This is a genomic window from Polaribacter sp. Hel1_33_78 (assembly GCF_900106075.1).
In the GTDB taxonomy this organism is placed as follows: domain Bacteria; phylum Bacteroidota; class Bacteroidia; order Flavobacteriales; family Flavobacteriaceae; genus Polaribacter.
Map to the genome: position 1 here is coordinate 2,264,636 of NZ_LT629794.1, position 20,585 is coordinate 2,285,220.

Below are 20,585 nucleotides of genomic sequence, written 5' to 3' on the forward strand. Positions count from 1 at the left end.
AGTAACTTGATAAAACTCAAAAAAAAGATAAATATGAAAAGAAGTTTAGTTTTATTATTGATTATAGGCTCAGTGTCGTTTGTTGCTGCTCAAGAAACATTAGATATATTAACGGTATCAGGACATTTTGGTAAACCACAACCTTTTGAAGCCGAATCTCCTTTCACAGGAGAAACAACTGAAAGAGGAGCTATGGTTAATTTAGTTGTTCCAATTGTATTGAATGAAAAACAAATTTGGTATAACAGTGTTAATTATATGCAGTGGAATGTTAATAATAATATTAATATGACTGATAATATAGCTAACCCAATCAAGGTACATGGACTTATTTTAAGAACAGGATTAATTCAGAAACTTTCAAACGGAAATTCTATTCAAGTGCTTTTTAGCCCTAGGTTAATGACTGATTTTAGAAATATAGATTCTAGACACTTCCAATTTGGAGGTACATTTATTTATGAAAAAGTGTATCATAAGAGATTGAAAATCGGTTACGGAATCTTGTATAACCAAGAAACATTTGGTCCTAATGTAGTTCCTTTGGTGAACCTAGAATGGAAAATTTCTGAAAGATGGTCTATGTCAGGTTTACTTCCAATTTATTCTAAAGTTAAATACAAAGTAAACGAAAAATTAAATGTAGGAATACATCATTTTGGCTTGGTAACTTCATATCGTTTGGGAGAAGAAACTTATCAGAATGACTATATAGAAAGAAGAAGTATCGATTTAGGTTTATTTGCTAGATACAATATTGTGGGTGGAATTCATATAGAAGGTAGATATGGATATTCTTTTGGTAGAAGTTACTCTCAGTATAATCAAGATGACAAAATTGATTTGGCTTTGCCACTTGCAACAATTGGAGATAATAGAACTCAGCTAAATGAAAGTTCTAATTTTAGTAATGGAGCATATGCACACGTAAGATTAGTATACGCAATTAAATTATAAATTGATTTTTTATAGATTATATTTACGGTAATAAAATTCACTATTTCAAATAAAAAAGCACTAAAACCCAACACCGTACAAAATTAATTGCTTTTTTTTAGCTTACTTAGGAAAAATTCTCGCGGATTTTATTTGTCAGTAATTATTTATTAATTTTATTGCTTAACAACAGCAACTAACCTTGTACAAACACGTTGCCCACAATAGCGGAAATCACTCAGACGGAATTGATTTGGGAACTGAAATGTGGATTTTTAAATAGTTGAGATCTAAGATAAAACGGATTGAAATTTGACTTTGCTATGAGAAAATTATGGCGGATTTTTAGCTTGTTTTCGGATTTGAAAAAAATAAAAAAACAGTGTACCGAAAATACTCGGACGGAATTTATCACTCGGGCGGATTTGAAAAATTTCGCAATACAAAATTGACTGATTGATTTTAAATAGACACCAATAATGACAAAAATTTGATTGAAATATTAAAAACTACAGTGGGCAACACCGTGCATAATTTATTGCTGGTGGATTTTCCTTGCGGAAAATCCTCGGACACTTCCAATGTTGGTTGTTTTTTACTATTTTAGTGCAATGATTTCGCAACGAAATCATGCACAAACCGTTGGGTTTAATGCTGAAAAATCTTATTAAAATTAAAAAATTCAATCTTTTTAGAATATAAAAAGAAGTAACTTGATAAAACTCAAAAAAAAGATAAATATGAAAAGAAGTTTAGTTTTATTATTGATTATAGGCTCAGTGTCGTTTGTTGCTGCTCAAGAAACATTAGATATATTAACGGTATCAGGACATTTTGGTAAACCACAACCTTTTGAAGCCGAATCTCCTTTCACAGGAGAAACAACTGAAAGAGGAGCTATGGTTAATTTAGTTGTTCCAATTGTATTGAATGAAAAACAAATTTGGTATAACAGTGTTAATTATATGCAGTGGAATGTTAATAATAATATTAATATGACTGATAATATAGCTAACCCAATCAAGGTACATGGACTTATTTTAAGAACAGGATTAATTCAGAAACTTTCAAACGGAAATTCTATTCAAGTGCTTTTTAGCCCTAGGTTAATGACTGATTTTAGAAATATAGATTCTAGACACTTCCAATTTGGAGGTACATTTATTTATGAAAAAGTGTATCATAAGAGATTGAAAATCGGTTACGGAATCTTGTATAACCAAGAAACATTTGGTCCTAATGTAGTTCCTTTGGTGAACCTAGAATGGAAAATTTCTGAAAGATGGTCTATGTCAGGTTTACTTCCAATTTATTCTAAAGTTAAATACAAAGTAAACGAAAAATTAAATGTAGGAATACATCATTTTGGCTTGGTAACTTCATATCGTTTGGGAGAAGAAACTTATCAGAATGACTATATAGAAAGAAGAAGTATCGATTTAGGTTTATTTGCTAGATACAATATTGTGGGTGGAATTCATATAGAAGGTAGATATGGATATTCTTTTGGTAGAAGTTACTCTCAGTATAATCAAGATGACAAAATTGATTTGGCTTTGCCACTTGCAACAATTGGAGATAATAGAACTCAGCTAAATGAAAGTTCTAATTTTAGTAATGGAGCATATGCACACGTAAGATTAGTATACGCAATTAAATTATAAATTGATTTTTTATAGATTATATTTACGGTAATAAAATTCACTATTTCAAATAAAAAAGCACTAAAAACCAACACCGTACAAAATTAATTGCTTTTTTTTAGCTTACTTAGGAAAAATTCTCGCGGATTTTATTTGTCAGTAATTATTTATTAATTTTATTGCTTAACAACAGCAACTAACCTTGTACAAACACGTTATCAGTAATAATACAACAACTAAAAAATGAAATCATTTAAGAAAGTACTTCTACTATTATTATCAATAGTTTTAATTTTTGTGATCTATCTAGTTTTTAATACTCTAAACTTTAAGACAAAGCAACTAAATCCTGATCTGATTGCAGTTCTTAAAGTTAACTCATCTTCAAAAGAGAATTTCTCTAAGGCTATAAAAATAAAAACAATATCTCCTGAGAACAAAATAGATTTTGACTCGATTCAATTCCAACACTTTTCAGATTTTTTAAAAAACACTTATCCATTAGCAGATTCTCTTCTAGAAAAGAAAACGTTTAATTCATATAGTTTTCTATACAAATGGATGGGTTCAGATCTAACTCTTAAACCAATTATTTTAATGGCACATCTAGATGTTGTTCCTGTTATTCAAGAAAATCGAGCAAATTGGAAACACGATCCGTTTGGTGGAGAAATAATAAATGATACTATTTGGGGACGAGGAGTTATAGATCATAAAGTTGGTGTTATTGGCATTATGGAATCTTTAGAGCTTTTATTAAAGGATGGATTTCTACCAAAACGCAGTATTTATATTGCTTTTGGACATGATGAAGAAATAGGTGGTGTAAATGGTGCTATCAAAATTGCTCAACATTTGAAAGAAGAAAATATTGAAGCAGAATTTGTTTTAGATGAAGGAGGAAGTATTGTGCAAAAATTAATTCCAGGTATTCAAAAAGACGTTGCTCTTATAGGGATTGCAGAAAAAGGCTTTGTTTCTTTAGAATTATCAGTAAGCATAGAAGGTGGTCATTCATCAATGCCAGAGAGAGAAACGGCAATAGATGTACTCTCTAATGCTATAGTTAAACTTAAACAAAACCCTTTTCCAGCTTTAATTTCACCATCAATTGAAAATTTTATAGATAATCTAGGTCCAGAGATGCCATTTGCAAATAAATTAGTATTTGCAAATAAATCAATTTTTAAGTCTTTGATTACTGGCATATATGAAGAATCTGCTTCAGGCAATGCACTTGTAAGAACAACTACCTCGCCCACTATATTTAATAGTGGAGTTAAGGATAATATTATTCCGCTAGTAGCAAGTGCTGTCATAAATTTCAGAATTATTCCTGGAGAAACAATTACTACTGTTACAAATCGCGTCATTAATATTATAAATGATAAACGCATTACAATTAAAAAAGGTTCGTTTCTTTCCGAACCATCAAAAGTGTCGAGTACAAGTTCCTTTGGCTATAAAACACTTAATAAAACTATTTTAGAAATTTACCCAACTGCACTTGTTGCACCATACTTATTAGTAGGGGCAACAGATTCGAGACATTTCAATGCTATTTCTGATAATATTTATAGGTTTTCTGCGATCAAACTAAATAAGGAAAATATAAAATCTTTTCATGGATTGAACGAACGATTACCAATTAGTGATTTTGAAAATTCTATTCGCTTTTATCATCAATTAATAAAAAATAGTACTTCTAAATAAAATACTCATAACAACATGTATAAAAAATAGCAACTAAAGTGTAAAACAAAAGTATATACATAAAATAATAAGTCTGTAATAATCCGAAAAAAGAAGTTACTTTGATTCGTTAATTTTCATGTACAATACCGTTACCATTCATTTTGACCCTATATTAAAAACATAATTTGATTAAAAAAAAGTTTACCCCTATGTCTATTAGCAAGCCTATTGAACCAAATAAAAGAATCGAAATTATAGATATTCTTCGTGGATTTGCACTACTCGGAATTATTTTTATGAATATGAGTTTTTTTAGCGGTTACATCTTTATGCCCTTTGAAGAGCTGAAACAGATATCTAACTTTGGGTTAGATAATAAATTATATAATTTATTAGAAATTACAGTCACAGGTAAATTTTACACTATATTTTCAATTTTATTTGCTGTTGGTTTTTATATACAATTCAACAAAAACAGAGATAGAACTGTTGATTTTTTAAAAACATATCGGAGAAGATTGTTCATTTTATTTATCATTGGGATTCTACATACTTTATTTTGGTATGGAGACATATTACTTACATATTCTATTTATGGTTTTATTCTTATTTTATTTCGTAATGTAAAACCAACAAAACTTCTTCGATGGTCACTCTTTTTTCTGTTTGCACCACTTTTATTAGATTTTGCTCTTTTACCATTTACTGAAGCCTTGCTGGCTCTTAACCCTGCAAACACAAATCAAACACCAATTGCTCGCACTTCCTATCCGGATATGTTGAATGTAGATGTTATTAATATTTTTAGAGAGGGTTCTGTTAGTGAAATATTCAAGTTAAATATTCATAATTTCATATGGAAGCAATTAAGCTACATACCATCTGGAGGCTATTTTAAATTCCTTGGTATTTTTCTTTTGGGTTACTATTTAGCATCAGTAGACTTCTTTAAAAAAACACCAAAATCTACAAAACTTATATTAACTATTTTAATTAGTGGTATAATAATTACTATTTCTTCAAAACTTTTAGGAGGCAATGCATATGAGGTGCCTACTCTTCAAAACATTCGTTATAAATTCTTATCAATGGTTGGTCAACTGCTGATGAGTATTTCTTATATCATGGTAATAATCAAAATTGCCCAGACTTCAATTGGTAAAAGAGTATTGAAATATTTGATGCCTTTGGGAAGAACAGCCTTGACTAATTATATTATACAAACAGTTTTAATGATTGTCATTTTTTACAATTTCGGATTTAGTCTGTTTGGGAAAATAGGGTTAATCCCAACGTTCATTATTGCTATAATAATTGTAGTGATACAATTAATTTTGAGTAATATTTGGTTGAAATACTATCGATTTGGACCCCTTGAATGGGTTTGGAGAAGCTTAACTTATAAAAAACGGATGAAAATTCGCCATTAAAATATATAACCAAATTGAATTGATAAATTTAATAAAAAACAAACTTAAGAAGTATATAAAAAAATAGGACAAGATTGTGAAAAGCATAAAGTTTCGTGCGAATAATTAGCTATCTTTAAATTTGATAAATCTGAACTCGCTTGCCTTGCTGATTCGCACTCGGCTCAATTAATTTAGTAAAAGGAAGATGTTCGTAGGTTTCGCCGCTTCAAGCCGCACGCTGCGCCACGCCTAACTTTTCATATACTAACCGTTCTTATCAATCAAAATATAATCTTGACTTTAAATAGAAACAATTTTAAATCACAAAAAATGAAAATATTCTATAGTATAATTATTGTTTTATTGCTCATTGGTTGTAACGAAGATAATAATAGTTTAAACGCTGAAGAAAATATCAAATTGAATATCAGAGTTCACCTAATGGAAAGTGAAGCTTGGATACATCCATTAGGTTCTGAAATGAATATGTGGGTAACTGAAAGTGATGTTCGCCAAACGATAATTCCAGAAATGAACTCGATTTGGAGTCAAGCTAAAATTGAATGGATGGTCGAGGGAATTATAAATGAACCAATAGTTGAATATAATGGATTTGAAGAAGATATTGAATATATTATAAATTCAGAAAGAGATGATGAAGGGCGCTCTGACCCAGCCAGACTACCTCTTTTATATAATTTGATGAATCCTTCTTATTTAAGTTCAGAAATCGAACTTGAAAAAAACTTGTTTCATATCTATATTTTTCCATTTATAGGTAATACTTCTCAAGGAAATGCAATGAATCCTTATGGTTTTCATTCAGTTGTTGGATGTTGGACGAATAAGCACAATCGAGGAGAAAATCCTGAAAAAACTTTACTAACTGAACCTCAAACAGAATTTGTAAGAGGCTCACTTGCCAGAACTATATCCCATGAATTGGGTCATGTATTAGGGCTTTCTCATAGTTGTAACAATTGCCTAATGTATTCCAGAGGTTATGAACTTAACGTTGCACAGATCGTTATATCAACTGAAGAAGCAAGAAGGCGAAGTGGGGTGTAAAATAATAAACTAAGTAAAACGCTATTTCATCAATGTACATTGTAAAAAATTAAAGGCTAATGAGAACAAAGTGTATGATTAATTACTGCAACTAACCATACACAAGATCGTTGGCAAACATAAAATAAAGCCCAACACATTTAAGATTAAAACAAAAAAAATTAATATGAAAAAAATAATTTTATTTTTAGCAGTAGTATTATTTACTACGATTGCTAATGCCCAGGAATACAAAGAATATTATGACAATGGAAACCTTAAAGTTATTGGTAACTATGATGTTAATAAAAAACAAACAGGAGTATGGAAATACTACTATGAAAATGGGCAGTTAGGTATCGTTGGTCATTATAAAAAGGGAAAAGAAACAGGAGAGCTGAAAGAATATTACGAAAACGGTCAGATAAAGGAGGTTGGAAGTTATAAAGACGGTTATGATACAGGTGAATGGAAAAATTATTTTAAAAATGGTCAATTATATTCAGTTGAGATGTACGAAAATGGAAAGAAACATGGAGAGTGCAGATACTATACAAAAAGTGGTCAATTAGAATTTATTTTTAACTATAAAGATGGGCGTAAACATGGTAAAATTAGAGAATTTCATTCAAATGGGCAGTTGTTATCAGTCGAATACTTTGAAGATGACTATGGTGTAAACATGAATAGTTGGAAATATTATGACGAAAATGGAATTGAACAAAATTAACGTTTGCCAACAAAGTATATAAAAAATTGCTGTATAAATTATATAAAAACACGTGAACAGATTAATAACTTTCGCATTAATTGTCTTAATTTTTTCCTGTCGACATGAGAGATTTACTGATAATATTACTTTTAAAAATGAAACAAAAACAAATCTTAACTCAAAAAATGAGGTAAGTTCAAGACAAATAGAACTTAACCAAATTAAGCAACCAAATAAAACTGTATTTAGAAATTTAAAAATTGACACTACAAAACTGTTTGGACTTTGGTCACAAGACCCTACGGCTATATTTGCTGATTTTAATTTAACTTCTACATCTTTTAATATTGTAGAATATGAAGGAAAAGAAAAAGAACCTTATATTTTAGACAGAAACAAAATCACTGTATTTTATCAAGACAAGCCCCATATAGGAGTTATTACTCTGAATAAATTTGACACATTGAAAATTAAATGGACTAGCACAGGATTAGAAACTGTATATATCAAAATCAAAAGATAAAAAATAGTGATAAACTAAAAATTAGTACATTTTAAACCGCCACGTTTCATAAATATAATACTAGCAAACCCAAACCACCATACCCAAACAAGTTACATTAGGTATTTACACTTATTTTTCTAAAATAGATGAGTATGAGCGCTGTTTTCTGCTCATTTTTCTTATTTTTAGACTGCTAAAGAATAAAGACCCCTAAGTCTATGATGAAAAAAAATCTAGGAGTCTCAAAAATTTAAGAAAATAACAAAAGTTGTGTTATCAGAGAATTTAAACCTAATAACACAAATAATGCTTCTTTTAATAGGAAGTTGTACATAATGCAAAAAAAATCGATATGCTTAAGAAAATTTTGATAATTGTTGGAATAATAATAGCGATAATTATTATAATCGGTGCCATTGGGATAAACTACTTTAAGCCAGATGCAAATTTAGTTTTAAACTTCATAAAGGAAAATCCAAACAAGACAGCTATTAAATTAGTAAGAAATGATTCTTTAATTGCTGAGAGAAACCCGAATAAATTAATGCCTTTGGCAAGCACAGTAAAAATTATTTTGGCAATTGAATACGCATTGCAATCATCACAAGGAAAAATTAATCCGCAAGAAGAAGTTTCGATTGATGAACTCGCTAAATTTTATATCCCTAATACTGATGGTGGAGCGCATCCAAGTTGGCTGAAATCTGTGAAAAATAAAATCAATGATAACCAAATCACTATCAATGAAATTGCAAAAGGAATGATTCGTTATAGTTCAAATGCAAATACTGAGTGGTTAGGAAATACATTAGGCTTAAAAAATATAAACAATCGAATTGATAGCTTAGGAATTGAAAATCACACAGAGTTTTATAATATCGTTTCTGCATTATTTGTCGGAAAAGAAAAATTCCCAAAATCAAAAGGAAAAGAATTGCAGAGCAAATTAAAGAATTTGAGTATAGAAGATTATATAGAAACTACGAATCAAATTCATAAAAAACTTTTAACTGATTCTATATACAAAAAAACCATTGGAGATTTGGGAATGAATATACAACGAATTTGGTCTGACAATTTACCAAGCTCTACCGTCAAAGACTACTTTGGAATTATGAAAAAAATTAATTCTAAAACATATTTTGATACCGATGCTCAAAAATATTTAGACGAAGTTATGGAAGGACTTATGGAAAACCCTGCCAATAGAAAATGGCTTAAACACGCAGGAAAAAAAGGTGGTTCAACCGCTTTTGTCTTAACAGAAGCATTTTACGCAACAGACAAAAAAGGAAACACAACAGAGTTAGCTTACTTTTTCAATGATTTAGGCACTATAGAAAACACAAGATTACAAGGAAGTATGAATGATTTTGAACTAAAAATTTTAACTGATAAAAAGTTCAGAGATAAAATTAAAACGGAACTTAAAAATTAAAAAGCACTATGTACAACATCGTATAAAATTTATTGCTAGTTCTAGCTTTCTTACGAAAGACATTGCGGACTTTCTACCTTGCCTGCGGCAGGCAGGTTTGGTTTGTATTTGCTAAATTAGGTGCTTAAACCACGCAACAAATCATATACAAACACGTTGGCAATAATTTAAACAGAACCTAAATGAAAAACTATTTATTATTAACATTCCTACTAATTACTTCATTATGTAAAGCTGAACATAAAGTCAAAATATACTATGAACAAATTGAAAATGGTTACAATATCTACGCTGATAATGATGAATTTTGCCCAGTAAGTGTAAAAGTTGATTTTGCAGTCACTAATTTAAATATAAAAGGAGGAAACAACAATGTTTATACTATCAATGCAAAGAGCAAAAAACAACTTCTTACGTCACTTCGAGTTTCTAAAAACGGGAAAGCATATAAATTTTCCTTTAAATCCTGGACGAATTATGGAAAGCATAATAATAAAGAATATGACAATGATTATATATATAACTTACCTTTTAAAACCTCAAAACAATTTAAAATTTATCAAGGTTACAATGGAACTTTTTCCCATCAAAATGAAAACTCTTTAGATTTCACAATGCCAGTTGGTACAGAATTAACTGCTGTTAGAGAAGGTGTTGTAATTAAGGTAATAGAAAAGAATAACAAAAATTGTGGAAAAGAAGAATGTAAAAAATATAATAATCTTATAATAATTTATCATCCTGACGGAACTTTTGCGGAATATACACATATCAAGCAAAATGGCTCTAAAGTAAAAGTTGGTGACAAAGTTTTAAAAGGACAACAAATTGGATATAGTGGAAATGTTGGATGGAGTACTGGACCACATTTACATCTGGTAGTATTTAATCAAAATTTAGAAAACAGAGAAACGTTGAAAACAAAATTCAAAACAGACGATGGTAGTACTGTAGAATACCTAATCGAAAAGGAAATATATTCAAGAAATTATTAAAAAAACTATTGCCAACACCGTGTAAAATTAATTGCTGGTTTTAGCCAATTTACGAAAGTCCTCGCAGACTTTATATTTGTGTTTTATTTGCTAACTATAGTGCTTAAAACACTCAACTAATCATACACAACAAAGTTGGCAATAATTAAGATGAAAATTGCGGAATACAAGAAAAATGGAAAATAAAACATGAAAGTAGTACTTTATATTATACTCGGAATTGCAATAATAGTTGTCGGATTTTTTGTCTGGTTTTTTGTTTTTTTTCTTCAAGTCCCTGAATTAAATATCCCTAAAAATTCAAGTGAAAAAGAAAAAATTGTTTTGATTGATAACTGGTTAGAAAAACTAAATTCTCAAAGAAAATTTAATGGCGGAATTCTAATAACGAAAAATGGAAAGCCAACTTTGGCAAAAACATATGGCTTTACTAATTCCAAGAAAACTGAAAAACTAAATATTAATTCGTCATTTCGCCTTGCTTCAATCTCAAAACAGTTTACTGCAAGTGGAATAATGCTCTTAAAGGAAAAAGAACAGATTAATTACGACGATTTAGTTTCAAAATATATTTCAAATTTCCCGTATCATAATGTTACAATTAGAAACTTATTAAATCAAACTTCGGGAATACCTGATTCATATTTAGATTTAGCAGAAAAAGCAAAAGGTAAAATTGGAGTTTTAACAAATGAAAAAGCAATTAAACTTATAATTGAGAATAAACCCAAAGCTAATTTTGAGCCAAACGAGCAATACGAGTATTCAAATACAAACTACATAGCTTTAGCAAGAATAATTGAATTAGTTTCAAATCAATCTTTTGAGAACTTTATGGCGAATAATATTTTCATTCCGTTAGGAATGAATGACACCAGAGTTTGGAATCTAATTTCAGAAGATAAAACGTTCAAAGGAAAAACTGATGGTTTTGAAGATTTAGCTGGAGAAATTCGAGAAATCAAACCTACATTTATAGATGGAGTCGCAGGCGATGGTGGCGTTTTTAGTAGTTTAGATGATTTTGTAATATGGGATAAGTTTTGGTACCAAAATAAACTCATTAGTAATGAAAATCTTAAAGAGGCGTTTAAAAGACCAACATTGAATAATGGAGAGAAATCAAATTACGGATTTGGTTGGGTAATTATAAAGGATGACGTAGTTATGCACAATGGAGCTTGGTTAGCAGCGAATACTTATTTTGTAAGAAACACTAAAAAGAAAACGAGTTTTGTTCTTTTGGATAATTCATCTAATTTATTTTTTGAAAAGATAATTGGAAGTATCAGATAACTATTGCCAACACCGTATATAATTTATTGCTGGTTATAGCCTACTTACGAAAGTCCTCGCGGACTTTCTTTGTCCGTAATTATTTACTAAATTAGTTGCTTGAAACACGCAACAAACCATATACAACAACGTTGTAGCACATTTGAGAAAATCAAAAAAAATTGAATGAACTTAAGAATATTTGGATTTTAACTAAATCTGGATTTTTACCAAAAGAGAAACGAAATTTAAAAGAAACTATATATCTTGGATTGAAACTCTACGGAATTCTAATTCTAATGAAAGGTTTTTGTTTCGGCATTTCTTACTTTTTAGATTTTTATGATATTTTTAAAATACCAGCACATATTGGCGGAGAAAAAATCAGGAGTTATGGTTCGTTTCAACGAATTTTAATAATTGCTATTATAGCACCAATTATAGAAGAATTTGCATATAGGATTGGAATAATATTTTCGAAACAAAACTTAACAATAACTGCAATCGGAATATCTTATTTTATTTTATTGAGTCTCACTAAATTTCAAAAATTGTATTGCGCATCAATTGCTCTGTCACTTGGCACTATATTGTATTTTAGTCTAAAAAACAATATTGTTAAATTACTTTCTGAATTATGGAAAGAGAATAGACGAAAAGTGTTTTACGGATTACTTTTAATATTTAGTTTTTTACATTTAGGTAATTATGAAATAACAATTGAATTATTGATCTTCTCACCAATAGTCATATTGAGACATTTTTTAGCAGGCTTTATTTACAGTTATGCAAGATTAAACTCTGGAATTATTTTAGCAATTTGTCTACATAGTTTGAATAATAGTCTATTATTTATAATATTATTAATCTTTAGATAAAAACGTGCTACAACAACGTGCATAATTTATTGCTGGTTGATTTTCCTTGCGGAAAATCCTCGGACACTTCCAATGTTGGTTTTTTTTTTAGTATTTTAGTCTAATAACATCGCAACAAAATCATGCACAAACACGTTGTAAATAATACGTGAAAAACTGAGCGAAAATGAAATATGCTGAATTTAATATTGAAAAAAATAAAATAGAATTCCTAAACTCTGTATTTGGAACTGAAAGTGTTTTATTAAATGGAGAATTAGTTTCAAAAAAATTCTCTTTCTCGGGGATTAAACACGAACTAATCCTGAATTCTGAAAGTTTCATTCTAAAATCCAAATACGAACTGTTTGACAAACGTGAAATAGAATTGAAATTAATTAAAAACGGAGAAACTGTTGAAAAACAAATTGTGAAAGCTGATAAAAAGCACAGAATTTACTGGATGCTGATTGGAATTGGATTGGGAGTTGGAATATATGAACTTGTCAATTTATTAATTGGAAATTTGAATTAATAATTAAAACTGAAAAAGCACTATTTACAACACCGTATATAATTTATTGCTGGCTTCTTGCTTACTTACGAAAGTCTTCGCGGACTTTCTTGATCGGTAATTATTTACTAAATTAGTTACTTGAAACACGCAACAAACCATATACAACAACGTTAGCTGTAATTAAACTAATAAGAAAATTGAGTCTAAAATTAAAAAGTACAAACTTATGACCAGAAAAAATTTATGGATAATTGTATTGATTATAGTATTTCTATCGTGCAACAAAGAAGACCAAACTGTTGAAGAAACATTAGAGACCCAAGGACACAATATGCTACTTATTGGGAATAGTTTCTTTAAACCTTATGCGCAAAAATTGGATGAATTGGCTATCGATGCTGGATTTGTTGAGCATATCAGCACAAGAATTACCAGAGGTGGTGATAATGGACGTCCAATTAATTTTTGGAATGATTCATTGATTCAAGAACATTTAAATATTAAGGCAGCTTTAGATCAAGGGGATATAGATATTTTCGGGATGACTGCTGGGCATGATTTCGATAATCCTACTGATCGTATTGAAGGCCATCGTGCATGGATAAACTATGCATTACAAAGCAATCCAAACATTACCATCTTTATAGCGATACCTCAAATTGATTTCCCTGCAGATTGGGATTCATTAGCTCAAGTTAACGGATACAATACGATTCAAGAGTATTATGATTATGTAGTAAATGATATTGTGCATAATGAGATGGTAGACCCATTGCGCGCTGAATTTCTAAATACCAAAATATTCACCATTCCCACTGGTTGGGCATCGTTTGAACTTGCACAAATGAAACAGGATAATGAACTGTTGGATAATATCGCTTGGTTTGGACCAGAAGCCACTTCACTCTTCAAAGATCATAAGGGGCATCAGGGAAATATTATTGAAGAGACTGGAAGCTTGGTTTGGCTGAATAGCATATATAATGTTGATTTAATTACGTATGATTATGAAACGAGTTTTAACACAGACTTACATGAAATTGCCAAGCAAATAACAGATAATCATGATTCAAATTACAAGTTCTAGGAAAGGATGGTTAATGGAAATGATGAAAATAAAAACAACTAACAATGTATATAAAAAATAGGTGAATTAGTGCTAAAATAAAAGATATTGTCTCGTATCAAACTTTTTGCTTAACCGAAGGTTTCGTGCTTCGAAATCGCCTACTTTTCATATACTAAACGTTAGCAGTCAGCAAAAAATAAAACCCAAAATACCTGTAGAAATTTCAATAAAAATTATATAATTCAACAAATTCACTCTCTAAATGAACTAAAATGGATAACAAAAAAATACTTAATCAATTTAATAAAAAAGCAAATGAATGGTTAGTTGACTTAAGAATGATGGATGAAGAGGTAATTCAAATTAAGCCCTCTGAAACATCATGGTCTATTTCAGAGGTATATGACCATGTAATGAGGGTAGCAAGAAGTTATCAAATTCCAAATCTACAAAAGAGTGTTACAGAATTGGCTAAAAGAAAGAAACGAAAAAACAAATACGGAATAGCCATTTTCGACTTAGGATATAGGAAAGACGTACATATAAAAATGGAAAAATTTCCAAAGCCATTAGTTGAAGCTTTCACACCTGCTAAAAGGGATAAAAGAGATTTAGTCAAAGATTTCTTATCCTTCATCAAAGAAGTTAATGAGCTGCAAGATATTTTAGAAAAGAGTGGCAAAGATCATAAGCAATATCATTTCATGTTTGGTGATATCAATACGAGAGAATGGTTTTCATTAATTGAACTTCACATTTGGCTGCATGATAAACAAAAAGCAAAAATAAAAAGGTATATAGAAACTAAAGAATTATGTATAGAATGCTGATAGTGAAATTCAGCTAAAACTTCTTATAAAGAAAAAGCCGAACCGCTAACACCGTGTATAATTAATTGCTAGATGGTGTTTAATGATTACCACGGAAATTCTGTCGAATTTCCTCTACGCATTTCCTTTTTGCTATCTTAGAGCTTACGCAACTAACCATACACAAACCCGTTGGGCAACATTAATATGAATAAAGAAGAAGCAATAAATATCATAAATGATAATGCTGAGTCTGAAAATAACAGCTATATGGACTTTATGCACGAGCGTGGTTTGTTTGATAAACATTCCTTTTGGAAATTCTATAATTCAATAAGACTGTTAGGTTATGAATTTAGAAATGACGAATCTCTTCCTCGTGAACTGACAAAAAAAATTCTTAAAAGCTATGAATGGCACTTAATTCTAATTGGTTTTCATTTTGATGAAAATGACGATAGCAGTATTGATAATTTACCAAAGGATTTTTCACAATATAGTTTGAGATTACGTTGTGCTGTAAATGCTTTTATTGAAGGGAATCCAATATCTGATGAATTAGAAGGATACCTAAATGAAGATTTAGATAATAAATTAAAAAACGATTGCCCAACAATACCTAAACTGCATTAAAACGCAGTTTAGCCAATACGTTTGCAAACATTAACTTTAAAATATAAATATGAAATTCAAATTAATTATACTACTTTTTAGTATTTCGATTTACTATGGTTATTCTCAAGAAATAGTTAAACAATATCACGAAAATGGACAATTACGTATAATAGGAAAAATGGAAAATGGAAAACCAGAAGGAGTATGGAAAATCTACCACGAGAATGGACAATTAGCTGAAATAGGAAAAGTGGAAAATGGAAAACAAGAGGGAGCATGGAAAACCTATCACGAGAATGGACAATTAGAAACGGAAGGAAAATATGCAAATGAAAAACTAGACGGAGCATGGAAAACCTACCACGAGAGCGGACAGTTAAAAGGGTAAGAAAATTATGTTAACGGAGAACAAGATGGAGCATGGAAATACTATCACGAGAATGGACAGTTATTCAAGATAGGAAAAAATGTAAATGGACAAGCAGAAGGAGTATGGAAAATCTACCACGAGAATGGACAGTTATCCAAGATAGGAAAAAATGTAAATGGACAAGCAGAAGGAGAATGGAAATCCTATCACGAGAATGGACAATTAGCTGAAATAGGAAAAATGGAAGATGGAAAACCAGAAGGAGAATGTAAAATTTATCACGAGAACGGGCAATTATATCAAACGAGATTATGGTCTCAGGGTAAATTCATGGATATAGTTAATTGTTTTGACAATAAGGTCAATGCTTTAAAGAAAGGGTCCTTAATAAACGGTAATGGAACCGTTCATTATTATAATGAATTAGGCGAGCTTACGGAAACTAAAAATTATATCAATGGAGAAGAACAAAAATAACATTTGCCAACAATATGTATAATGCATGCCCTGCGGGATACGCATTATACATTGAACGTTGGCAATAATTAATAAAAAGAATGACATGAGAGTTAAAAAGTTTATTTTAATACTAATACTCTATTCTTCAGGGATTAGCCTAAACGCTCAAACCGAACTCGACTCATTATACGCAATATGGCAAGACAATGCTCAATTAGACTCAGTTCGCACGAAGGCTTACTATAACTATATATGGAAAGGATTTCTGTATTCTAAGCCAGATTCCGCTCTCATTCTGGCAAAAAATCTTGTAAAATATGGAGCAGATAAAAAATATCCTAAAGCCAAAAATTTCGGCTATAACATTCAAGGCATTGTTTACAAAAATAAAAGTGATTATACCAAAGCCATGGAATTTCAAGAAAAGAGCTTAGCACTTTATAAAAAAGAAGGTGACAAAGAAAATATTGCTAGTACGCTTCATAATATGGCCATTATTTATAGAAGAACAGGTAATCACGTAAAAGCACTCGAGTATTACAATCAAAGTATCATGATTAATAAGTCGATTAATAACCAAAAAGGAATTGCCAATTCCCTTGCAGGCATTGGTGTTATTTATTCGAAGCAAGGTAATTACCCAAAAGCCATCACTTATATTGATGAGGGGCTTAAAATCAATGAACAGCTTGGAGACCAAACGGGTATTGCAGATTTTCAGATCAATATTGGTAGCGTTTATCTTGAACAAGGTGATGATGTTAAAGCCTTAGAGTATTTTAATGAAAGTTTGAATTTTTATAAAGAACAAGACAACCTATATAGGCTATCAGAAATCTTAAATAATATTGGACTTACATCTCAAAATCAAGGAGATTATGACCAAGCTTTGAGTTATTTCAATCAAAATAAAACCATTAATGAACGACTCGATAATAAAATTGGTATTGCTAATGACCTCAACGCTATAGGTCTTGTTTACGATAATCTTGGTGACGATAAAAAGGCCTTGGACTATTACAATCAAAGCTTTAAAATTCAAAAAGAATTTAGGGATAAAAATGGTATGGCTAGATCCAAAATAAATATTGGAGGAGTTTATCTTACCCAAAGCAACTACTCTAAATCTGTAGATAATTGCCAAAAAGGGTACCAATTGGCGTTATCTGTTAATGATCTTATGGCGCAAAGGGATGCTTGCAAATGCCTATACGATGCTTTCAAAGCAAAACGTAAAGCAAATGAAGCTTTATTTTATATGGAAAAAATAAGGCTGCTTGATGACAGTCTTAATCTCAAAGAAACCGCAACAAAACTTCAGCAAATGGAGTTTAAAAAGGCAATATTAGCCGATAGTTTGGAATTCTCAAAAAAGCAAGCGATTGGAAAAATGAAATTAGAGAAATCTGAAAACACCAAGCGAGCATGGATTATTGGCGCTGTTTTACTTCTGCTTTTAGCTGGTGTGATCTATTATGGTTACCGGCAAAAGCGAAAAGCAAACAGGTTCTTAAAAGAGCGTAATGCATTTGAAATAGAGAACAAAAAGAAAGCCATGACTTTATTTAGCCAACAGGTCTCTCCTGAGGTTGCAAAAGAATTACTGTCTGATTCTTACAAATCGGGAGCTAATAAAGTGCGAGCCTGTATCATGTTTCTTGATATTAGGGGGTTTACACCATTCTCTGAATCAAGAAATGCAACAGAGATTAACCAATATCAAAATGACGTTTTTGGCTTTATGATCGATATTATTAGTGCACATAATGGCATCATAAACCAGTTTATGGGAGATGGATTTTTAGCGTCCTTTGGTGCACCAGCCTCCCCCGGGAATCACAGCCAAAATGCGGTTAATGCGTCCCTAGAAATACTCAAAGAGCTTGAGGACCGCTGTTCATCTGGTCGATTAATCGATACTAAAATTGGTATTGGATTGCATACAGGAGAAATCGTAACAGGAAATGTGGGTACTGCTCAAAGAAGACAATACTCAGTGACTGGAAACACGGTCATATTAGCATCACGAATCGAGCAGTTGAACAAGCAGTTTAAATCGGAGTTGCTTTTATCTAAAGAAGTGATTAATGATCTTAATGACATTGAAAACTACACTTTTGAATCGCTTGGCTTCATACAACTAAAAGGTAGAACGGAGCCTGTTGAAGTCATTAAAATGGCATCAAGTTAGTTTCAATTATAACATTTTAAATTCATTAGCATAAAGGTTTGGCTATTAAGCTTCAGAAAAAAAAATTAAACTTAAAAATTGAGTTTATTTTGATTTTCAAATTCAATATTTGTCGTTTACTTACAACTCCAATGTATTAGAAAAAATTATTGCTCTCAACCAACCTTTAAATATCGCAGAAAGCTATAATGTGAAATTTGAAAATGTAATTGATGATTTGTAAAAATACGTGAGCCCAACAAATTAATTGGATTTACCTACTAAAAATATTGATCGAATTTATTGAAAGAATAATTTTTAGACCATACTTTTAGTGAATATTATTTGTGGATGAATAAAGAGACAGAAAGAAATTATTCATATATTAATTTCTTTGATAGAAAATAAAAATACTATTGCCAACATCGTATATAAAAAATAGCGGTTCAGGTGCAAGCCTGAATCGTTTTTGCATTTAATTAAGTATATTGCTTTACGAAAGGTTAGTGCTTCTAAATCCGCTACTTTTCATATACAAAACCGTTGTAACCAATTAAAACATAGATGACGTAAAGATGTCATATAGATTACGACACCAATGCCAATGCTTTTATTTAGCTTTGCTTTCAACAATTAAACATCTCTCAATTGAAGAATAAAGATTTAGCAAAAAGAGTAAAAGAATTAAGAAAGCGAAACGGAATGTCACAAGAACTCTTGGCAGAAAATTCTGGATTAAGTTTGCGGACAGTTCAAAGAATTGAAAATGGAGAAACCCAACCTACCGGAGATTCTATTAAAAGATTATCTAGTGCCTTAAATGTTACACCTAACGAATTAATAGATTGGCATATTATTGAAGATAGTAAAGCTTTATTACTATTAAACTTGTCACAACTAGGGTTTATAGCATTTCCATTACTTGGTATATTAATTCCATTAATTATTTGGACTTCAAAAAAGGATAAGATAAAAGATATAGACCAAGTCGGAAAATCAATTTTAAATTTTCAAATATCTTGGACCTTACTTTTGTTTTTATTAGTTATTGGTCTTTTTATTACCTCAAAACTTGAACTTACAACCATTTCTTTTGCTGGAATACTAATAACTATCAGCGCAATGTATTTTCTAAATTTTGTAGTTGTAATAACTAATACCCTAAAATACCATAATGGCAAATCTGTAAAGTATCCATCAGTATTTAAATTCTTAAGTTAGTTAAATAAAGAACAAATGAATAAATCAAACGACAAAGTAACATTGGAACTTGTATTGCGTCAATGCGTTTTTATAATTCTTAATATTTATGCAATATCTAAATTGTTAGGCGGTCAATTCTATATGAAAGGAAAAATACCTGATGAAATTGCAAATACTACATTAGGAGAAGCTAGTGGATTTTCATTGGCATGGACATTTATGGGACACTCATATTTTTATATTTTGTTCATTGGTGTTTTTCAACTTTCAGGAGCTTGGTTTCTATTATGGAATAAAACAAAATTGATAGGAGTATTGATATTAATACCTATAATGGTAAACATAATTGTATTCGATATTATTTTTCTTGATGTATATCCAGCATTAGCCAATGCCATAATAGTTCTTTTGATGTTATTCTTAATTCTATTTTTCAATGGAGAAATAATAAAAGATATTGTCATTAAGCTTACTAACTTCCAATCAAAAACTAGTGTTCCTATTAAAAAAAGATTAATCACTTTTGGAATTACTATCTTGTTTATTATATTAATTTTCAGTTTTGATTCATTCATTGAATACTGGCTTGGAGCTAGTAAAGAAAAAATAATAGAATAATAACTGGTTACAACACCTTGTATAATTAATTGCTAGTTTTAGCTAATTTACGAAAGTCCTCGCGGACCTTCTATTTGGTTTATATTTACTAAATTAGTTGCTTAAATCACGTAACTAATCTTATACAACAACGTTAGCAAAAACAAATAGTACCAAAATGAAATATAAAATAATAACTATTTCTATTGTCCTATTTTCTCTATTAGGATGCAAGCTGGAGGGAGAAAAAAAGGTAGTAAC

General features: G+C 30.3%; 20 protein-coding genes and 1 pseudogene. All 21 read left to right on the forward strand.

Features of this window, described 5'->3' with window-relative positions:
- The first annotated feature begins 33 nt into the window (after nucleotides 1-33).
- The 21 genes and pseudogenes from BLT88_RS09750 (at nucleotide 34) to BLT88_RS09855 (ending at nucleotide 20,345) form a co-directional block, all read left to right on the forward strand.
- Entirely contained in the window at nucleotides 34-957 is a 924-nt protein-coding gene (locus BLT88_RS09750) for a DUF6268 family outer membrane beta-barrel protein (protein WP_157691191.1), read from the forward strand.
- A 719-nt stretch (nucleotides 958-1,676) separates the two neighbouring features.
- Nucleotides 1,677-2,600, forward strand: coding sequence for a DUF6268 family outer membrane beta-barrel protein (locus BLT88_RS09755; RefSeq protein ID WP_157691191.1), 924 nt, complete (start codon nucleotides 1,677-1,679; stop codon nucleotides 2,598-2,600).
- A gap of 222 nt (nucleotides 2,601-2,822) precedes the next feature.
- Nucleotides 2,823-4,292: a M20 family peptidase gene (locus BLT88_RS09760; protein WP_091954477.1), complete on the forward strand. Its 1,470-nt coding sequence runs from the start codon at nucleotides 2,823-2,825 to the stop codon at nucleotides 4,290-4,292.
- Between the two features lie 167 nt (nucleotides 4,293-4,459).
- Nucleotides 4,460-5,704 carry a DUF418 domain-containing protein gene (locus tag BLT88_RS09765; RefSeq protein ID WP_091954478.1) on the forward strand — a complete coding sequence of 415 codons (1,245 nt, stop codon included), beginning with the start codon at nucleotides 4,460-4,462 and terminating at the stop codon, nucleotides 5,702-5,704.
- Nucleotides 5,705-6,016: 312 nt separating this feature from the next.
- Nucleotides 6,017-6,754, forward strand: coding sequence for a hypothetical protein (locus tag BLT88_RS09770; RefSeq protein ID WP_091954480.1), 738 nt, complete (start codon nucleotides 6,017-6,019; stop codon nucleotides 6,752-6,754).
- 166 nt (nucleotides 6,755-6,920) lie between these two features.
- The gene (locus BLT88_RS09775; protein WP_091954481.1) at nucleotides 6,921-7,463 is read left to right on the forward strand and encodes a toxin-antitoxin system YwqK family antitoxin; all 543 of its coding nucleotides are present in this window, start codon (nucleotides 6,921-6,923) and stop codon (nucleotides 7,461-7,463) included.
- A 52-nt stretch (nucleotides 7,464-7,515) separates the two neighbouring features.
- The gene (locus BLT88_RS09780) at nucleotides 7,516-7,968 is read left to right on the forward strand and encodes a hypothetical protein (RefSeq protein WP_091954489.1); all 453 of its coding nucleotides are present in this window, start codon (nucleotides 7,516-7,518) and stop codon (nucleotides 7,966-7,968) included.
- Between the two features lie 334 nt (nucleotides 7,969-8,302).
- On the forward strand, nucleotides 8,303-9,388 hold the full coding sequence (locus tag BLT88_RS09785; protein WP_020081927.1) for a serine hydrolase: 1,086 nt from the start codon (nucleotides 8,303-8,305) through the stop codon (nucleotides 9,386-9,388).
- A 182-nt stretch (nucleotides 9,389-9,570) separates the two neighbouring features.
- Nucleotides 9,571-10,383 (forward strand): M23 family metallopeptidase, encoded by an 813-nt coding sequence (locus BLT88_RS09790; RefSeq protein ID WP_091954490.1) that lies wholly within the window; start codon nucleotides 9,571-9,573, stop codon nucleotides 10,381-10,383.
- Between the two features lie 189 nt (nucleotides 10,384-10,572).
- Nucleotides 10,573-11,679 carry a serine hydrolase gene (locus BLT88_RS09795; RefSeq protein ID WP_091954492.1) on the forward strand — a complete coding sequence of 369 codons (1,107 nt, stop codon included), beginning with the start codon at nucleotides 10,573-10,575 and terminating at the stop codon, nucleotides 11,677-11,679.
- A 161-nt stretch (nucleotides 11,680-11,840) separates the two neighbouring features.
- Nucleotides 11,841-12,536 (forward strand): CPBP family glutamic-type intramembrane protease, encoded by a 696-nt coding sequence (locus BLT88_RS09800; protein WP_091954493.1) that lies wholly within the window; start codon nucleotides 11,841-11,843, stop codon nucleotides 12,534-12,536.
- Between the two features lie 166 nt (nucleotides 12,537-12,702).
- Nucleotides 12,703-13,050, forward strand: a complete 348-nt coding sequence (locus BLT88_RS09805) for a hypothetical protein (RefSeq protein WP_091954495.1) — start codon at nucleotides 12,703-12,705, stop codon at nucleotides 13,048-13,050.
- A 208-nt stretch (nucleotides 13,051-13,258) separates the two neighbouring features.
- Nucleotides 13,259-14,119 carry a hypothetical protein gene (locus tag BLT88_RS09810; protein WP_091954496.1) on the forward strand — a complete coding sequence of 287 codons (861 nt, stop codon included), beginning with the start codon at nucleotides 13,259-13,261 and terminating at the stop codon, nucleotides 14,117-14,119.
- Between the two features lie 254 nt (nucleotides 14,120-14,373).
- Nucleotides 14,374-14,931 (forward strand): hypothetical protein, encoded by a 558-nt coding sequence (locus tag BLT88_RS09815; RefSeq protein ID WP_091954498.1) that lies wholly within the window; start codon nucleotides 14,374-14,376, stop codon nucleotides 14,929-14,931.
- Nucleotides 14,932-15,117: 186 nt separating this feature from the next.
- A complete protein-coding gene (locus BLT88_RS09820) occupies nucleotides 15,118-15,543 on the forward strand; it encodes an Imm41 family immunity protein (protein WP_091954499.1) in 426 nt (141 codons plus the stop codon).
- Between the two features lie 49 nt (nucleotides 15,544-15,592).
- Complete coding sequence (locus tag BLT88_RS09825) at nucleotides 15,593-15,913, forward strand: toxin-antitoxin system YwqK family antitoxin (protein WP_091954501.1); 321 nt, start codon at nucleotides 15,593-15,595, stop codon at nucleotides 15,911-15,913.
- Nucleotides 15,914-15,934: 21 nt separating this feature from the next.
- A pseudogene (locus tag BLT88_RS14525) lies at nucleotides 15,935-16,132 on the forward strand (toxin-antitoxin system YwqK family antitoxin); the annotation flags it as partial.
- Nucleotides 16,133-16,135: 3 nt separating this feature from the next.
- Nucleotides 16,136-16,372 (forward strand): hypothetical protein, encoded by a 237-nt coding sequence (locus BLT88_RS09835; protein WP_091954503.1) that lies wholly within the window; start codon nucleotides 16,136-16,138, stop codon nucleotides 16,370-16,372.
- A 58-nt stretch (nucleotides 16,373-16,430) separates the two neighbouring features.
- Nucleotides 16,431-18,545 carry a tetratricopeptide repeat protein gene (locus BLT88_RS09840; protein ID WP_172824300.1) on the forward strand — a complete coding sequence of 705 codons (2,115 nt, stop codon included), beginning with the start codon at nucleotides 16,431-16,433 and terminating at the stop codon, nucleotides 18,543-18,545.
- Between the two features lie 627 nt (nucleotides 18,546-19,172).
- Nucleotides 19,173-19,745, forward strand: a complete 573-nt coding sequence (locus BLT88_RS09850) for a helix-turn-helix domain-containing protein (protein WP_091954507.1) — start codon at nucleotides 19,173-19,175, stop codon at nucleotides 19,743-19,745.
- A 15-nt stretch (nucleotides 19,746-19,760) separates the two neighbouring features.
- Nucleotides 19,761-20,345 carry a hypothetical protein gene (locus BLT88_RS09855; protein ID WP_091954509.1) on the forward strand — a complete coding sequence of 195 codons (585 nt, stop codon included), beginning with the start codon at nucleotides 19,761-19,763 and terminating at the stop codon, nucleotides 20,343-20,345.
- Nucleotides 20,346-20,585 lie beyond the last annotated feature (240 nt).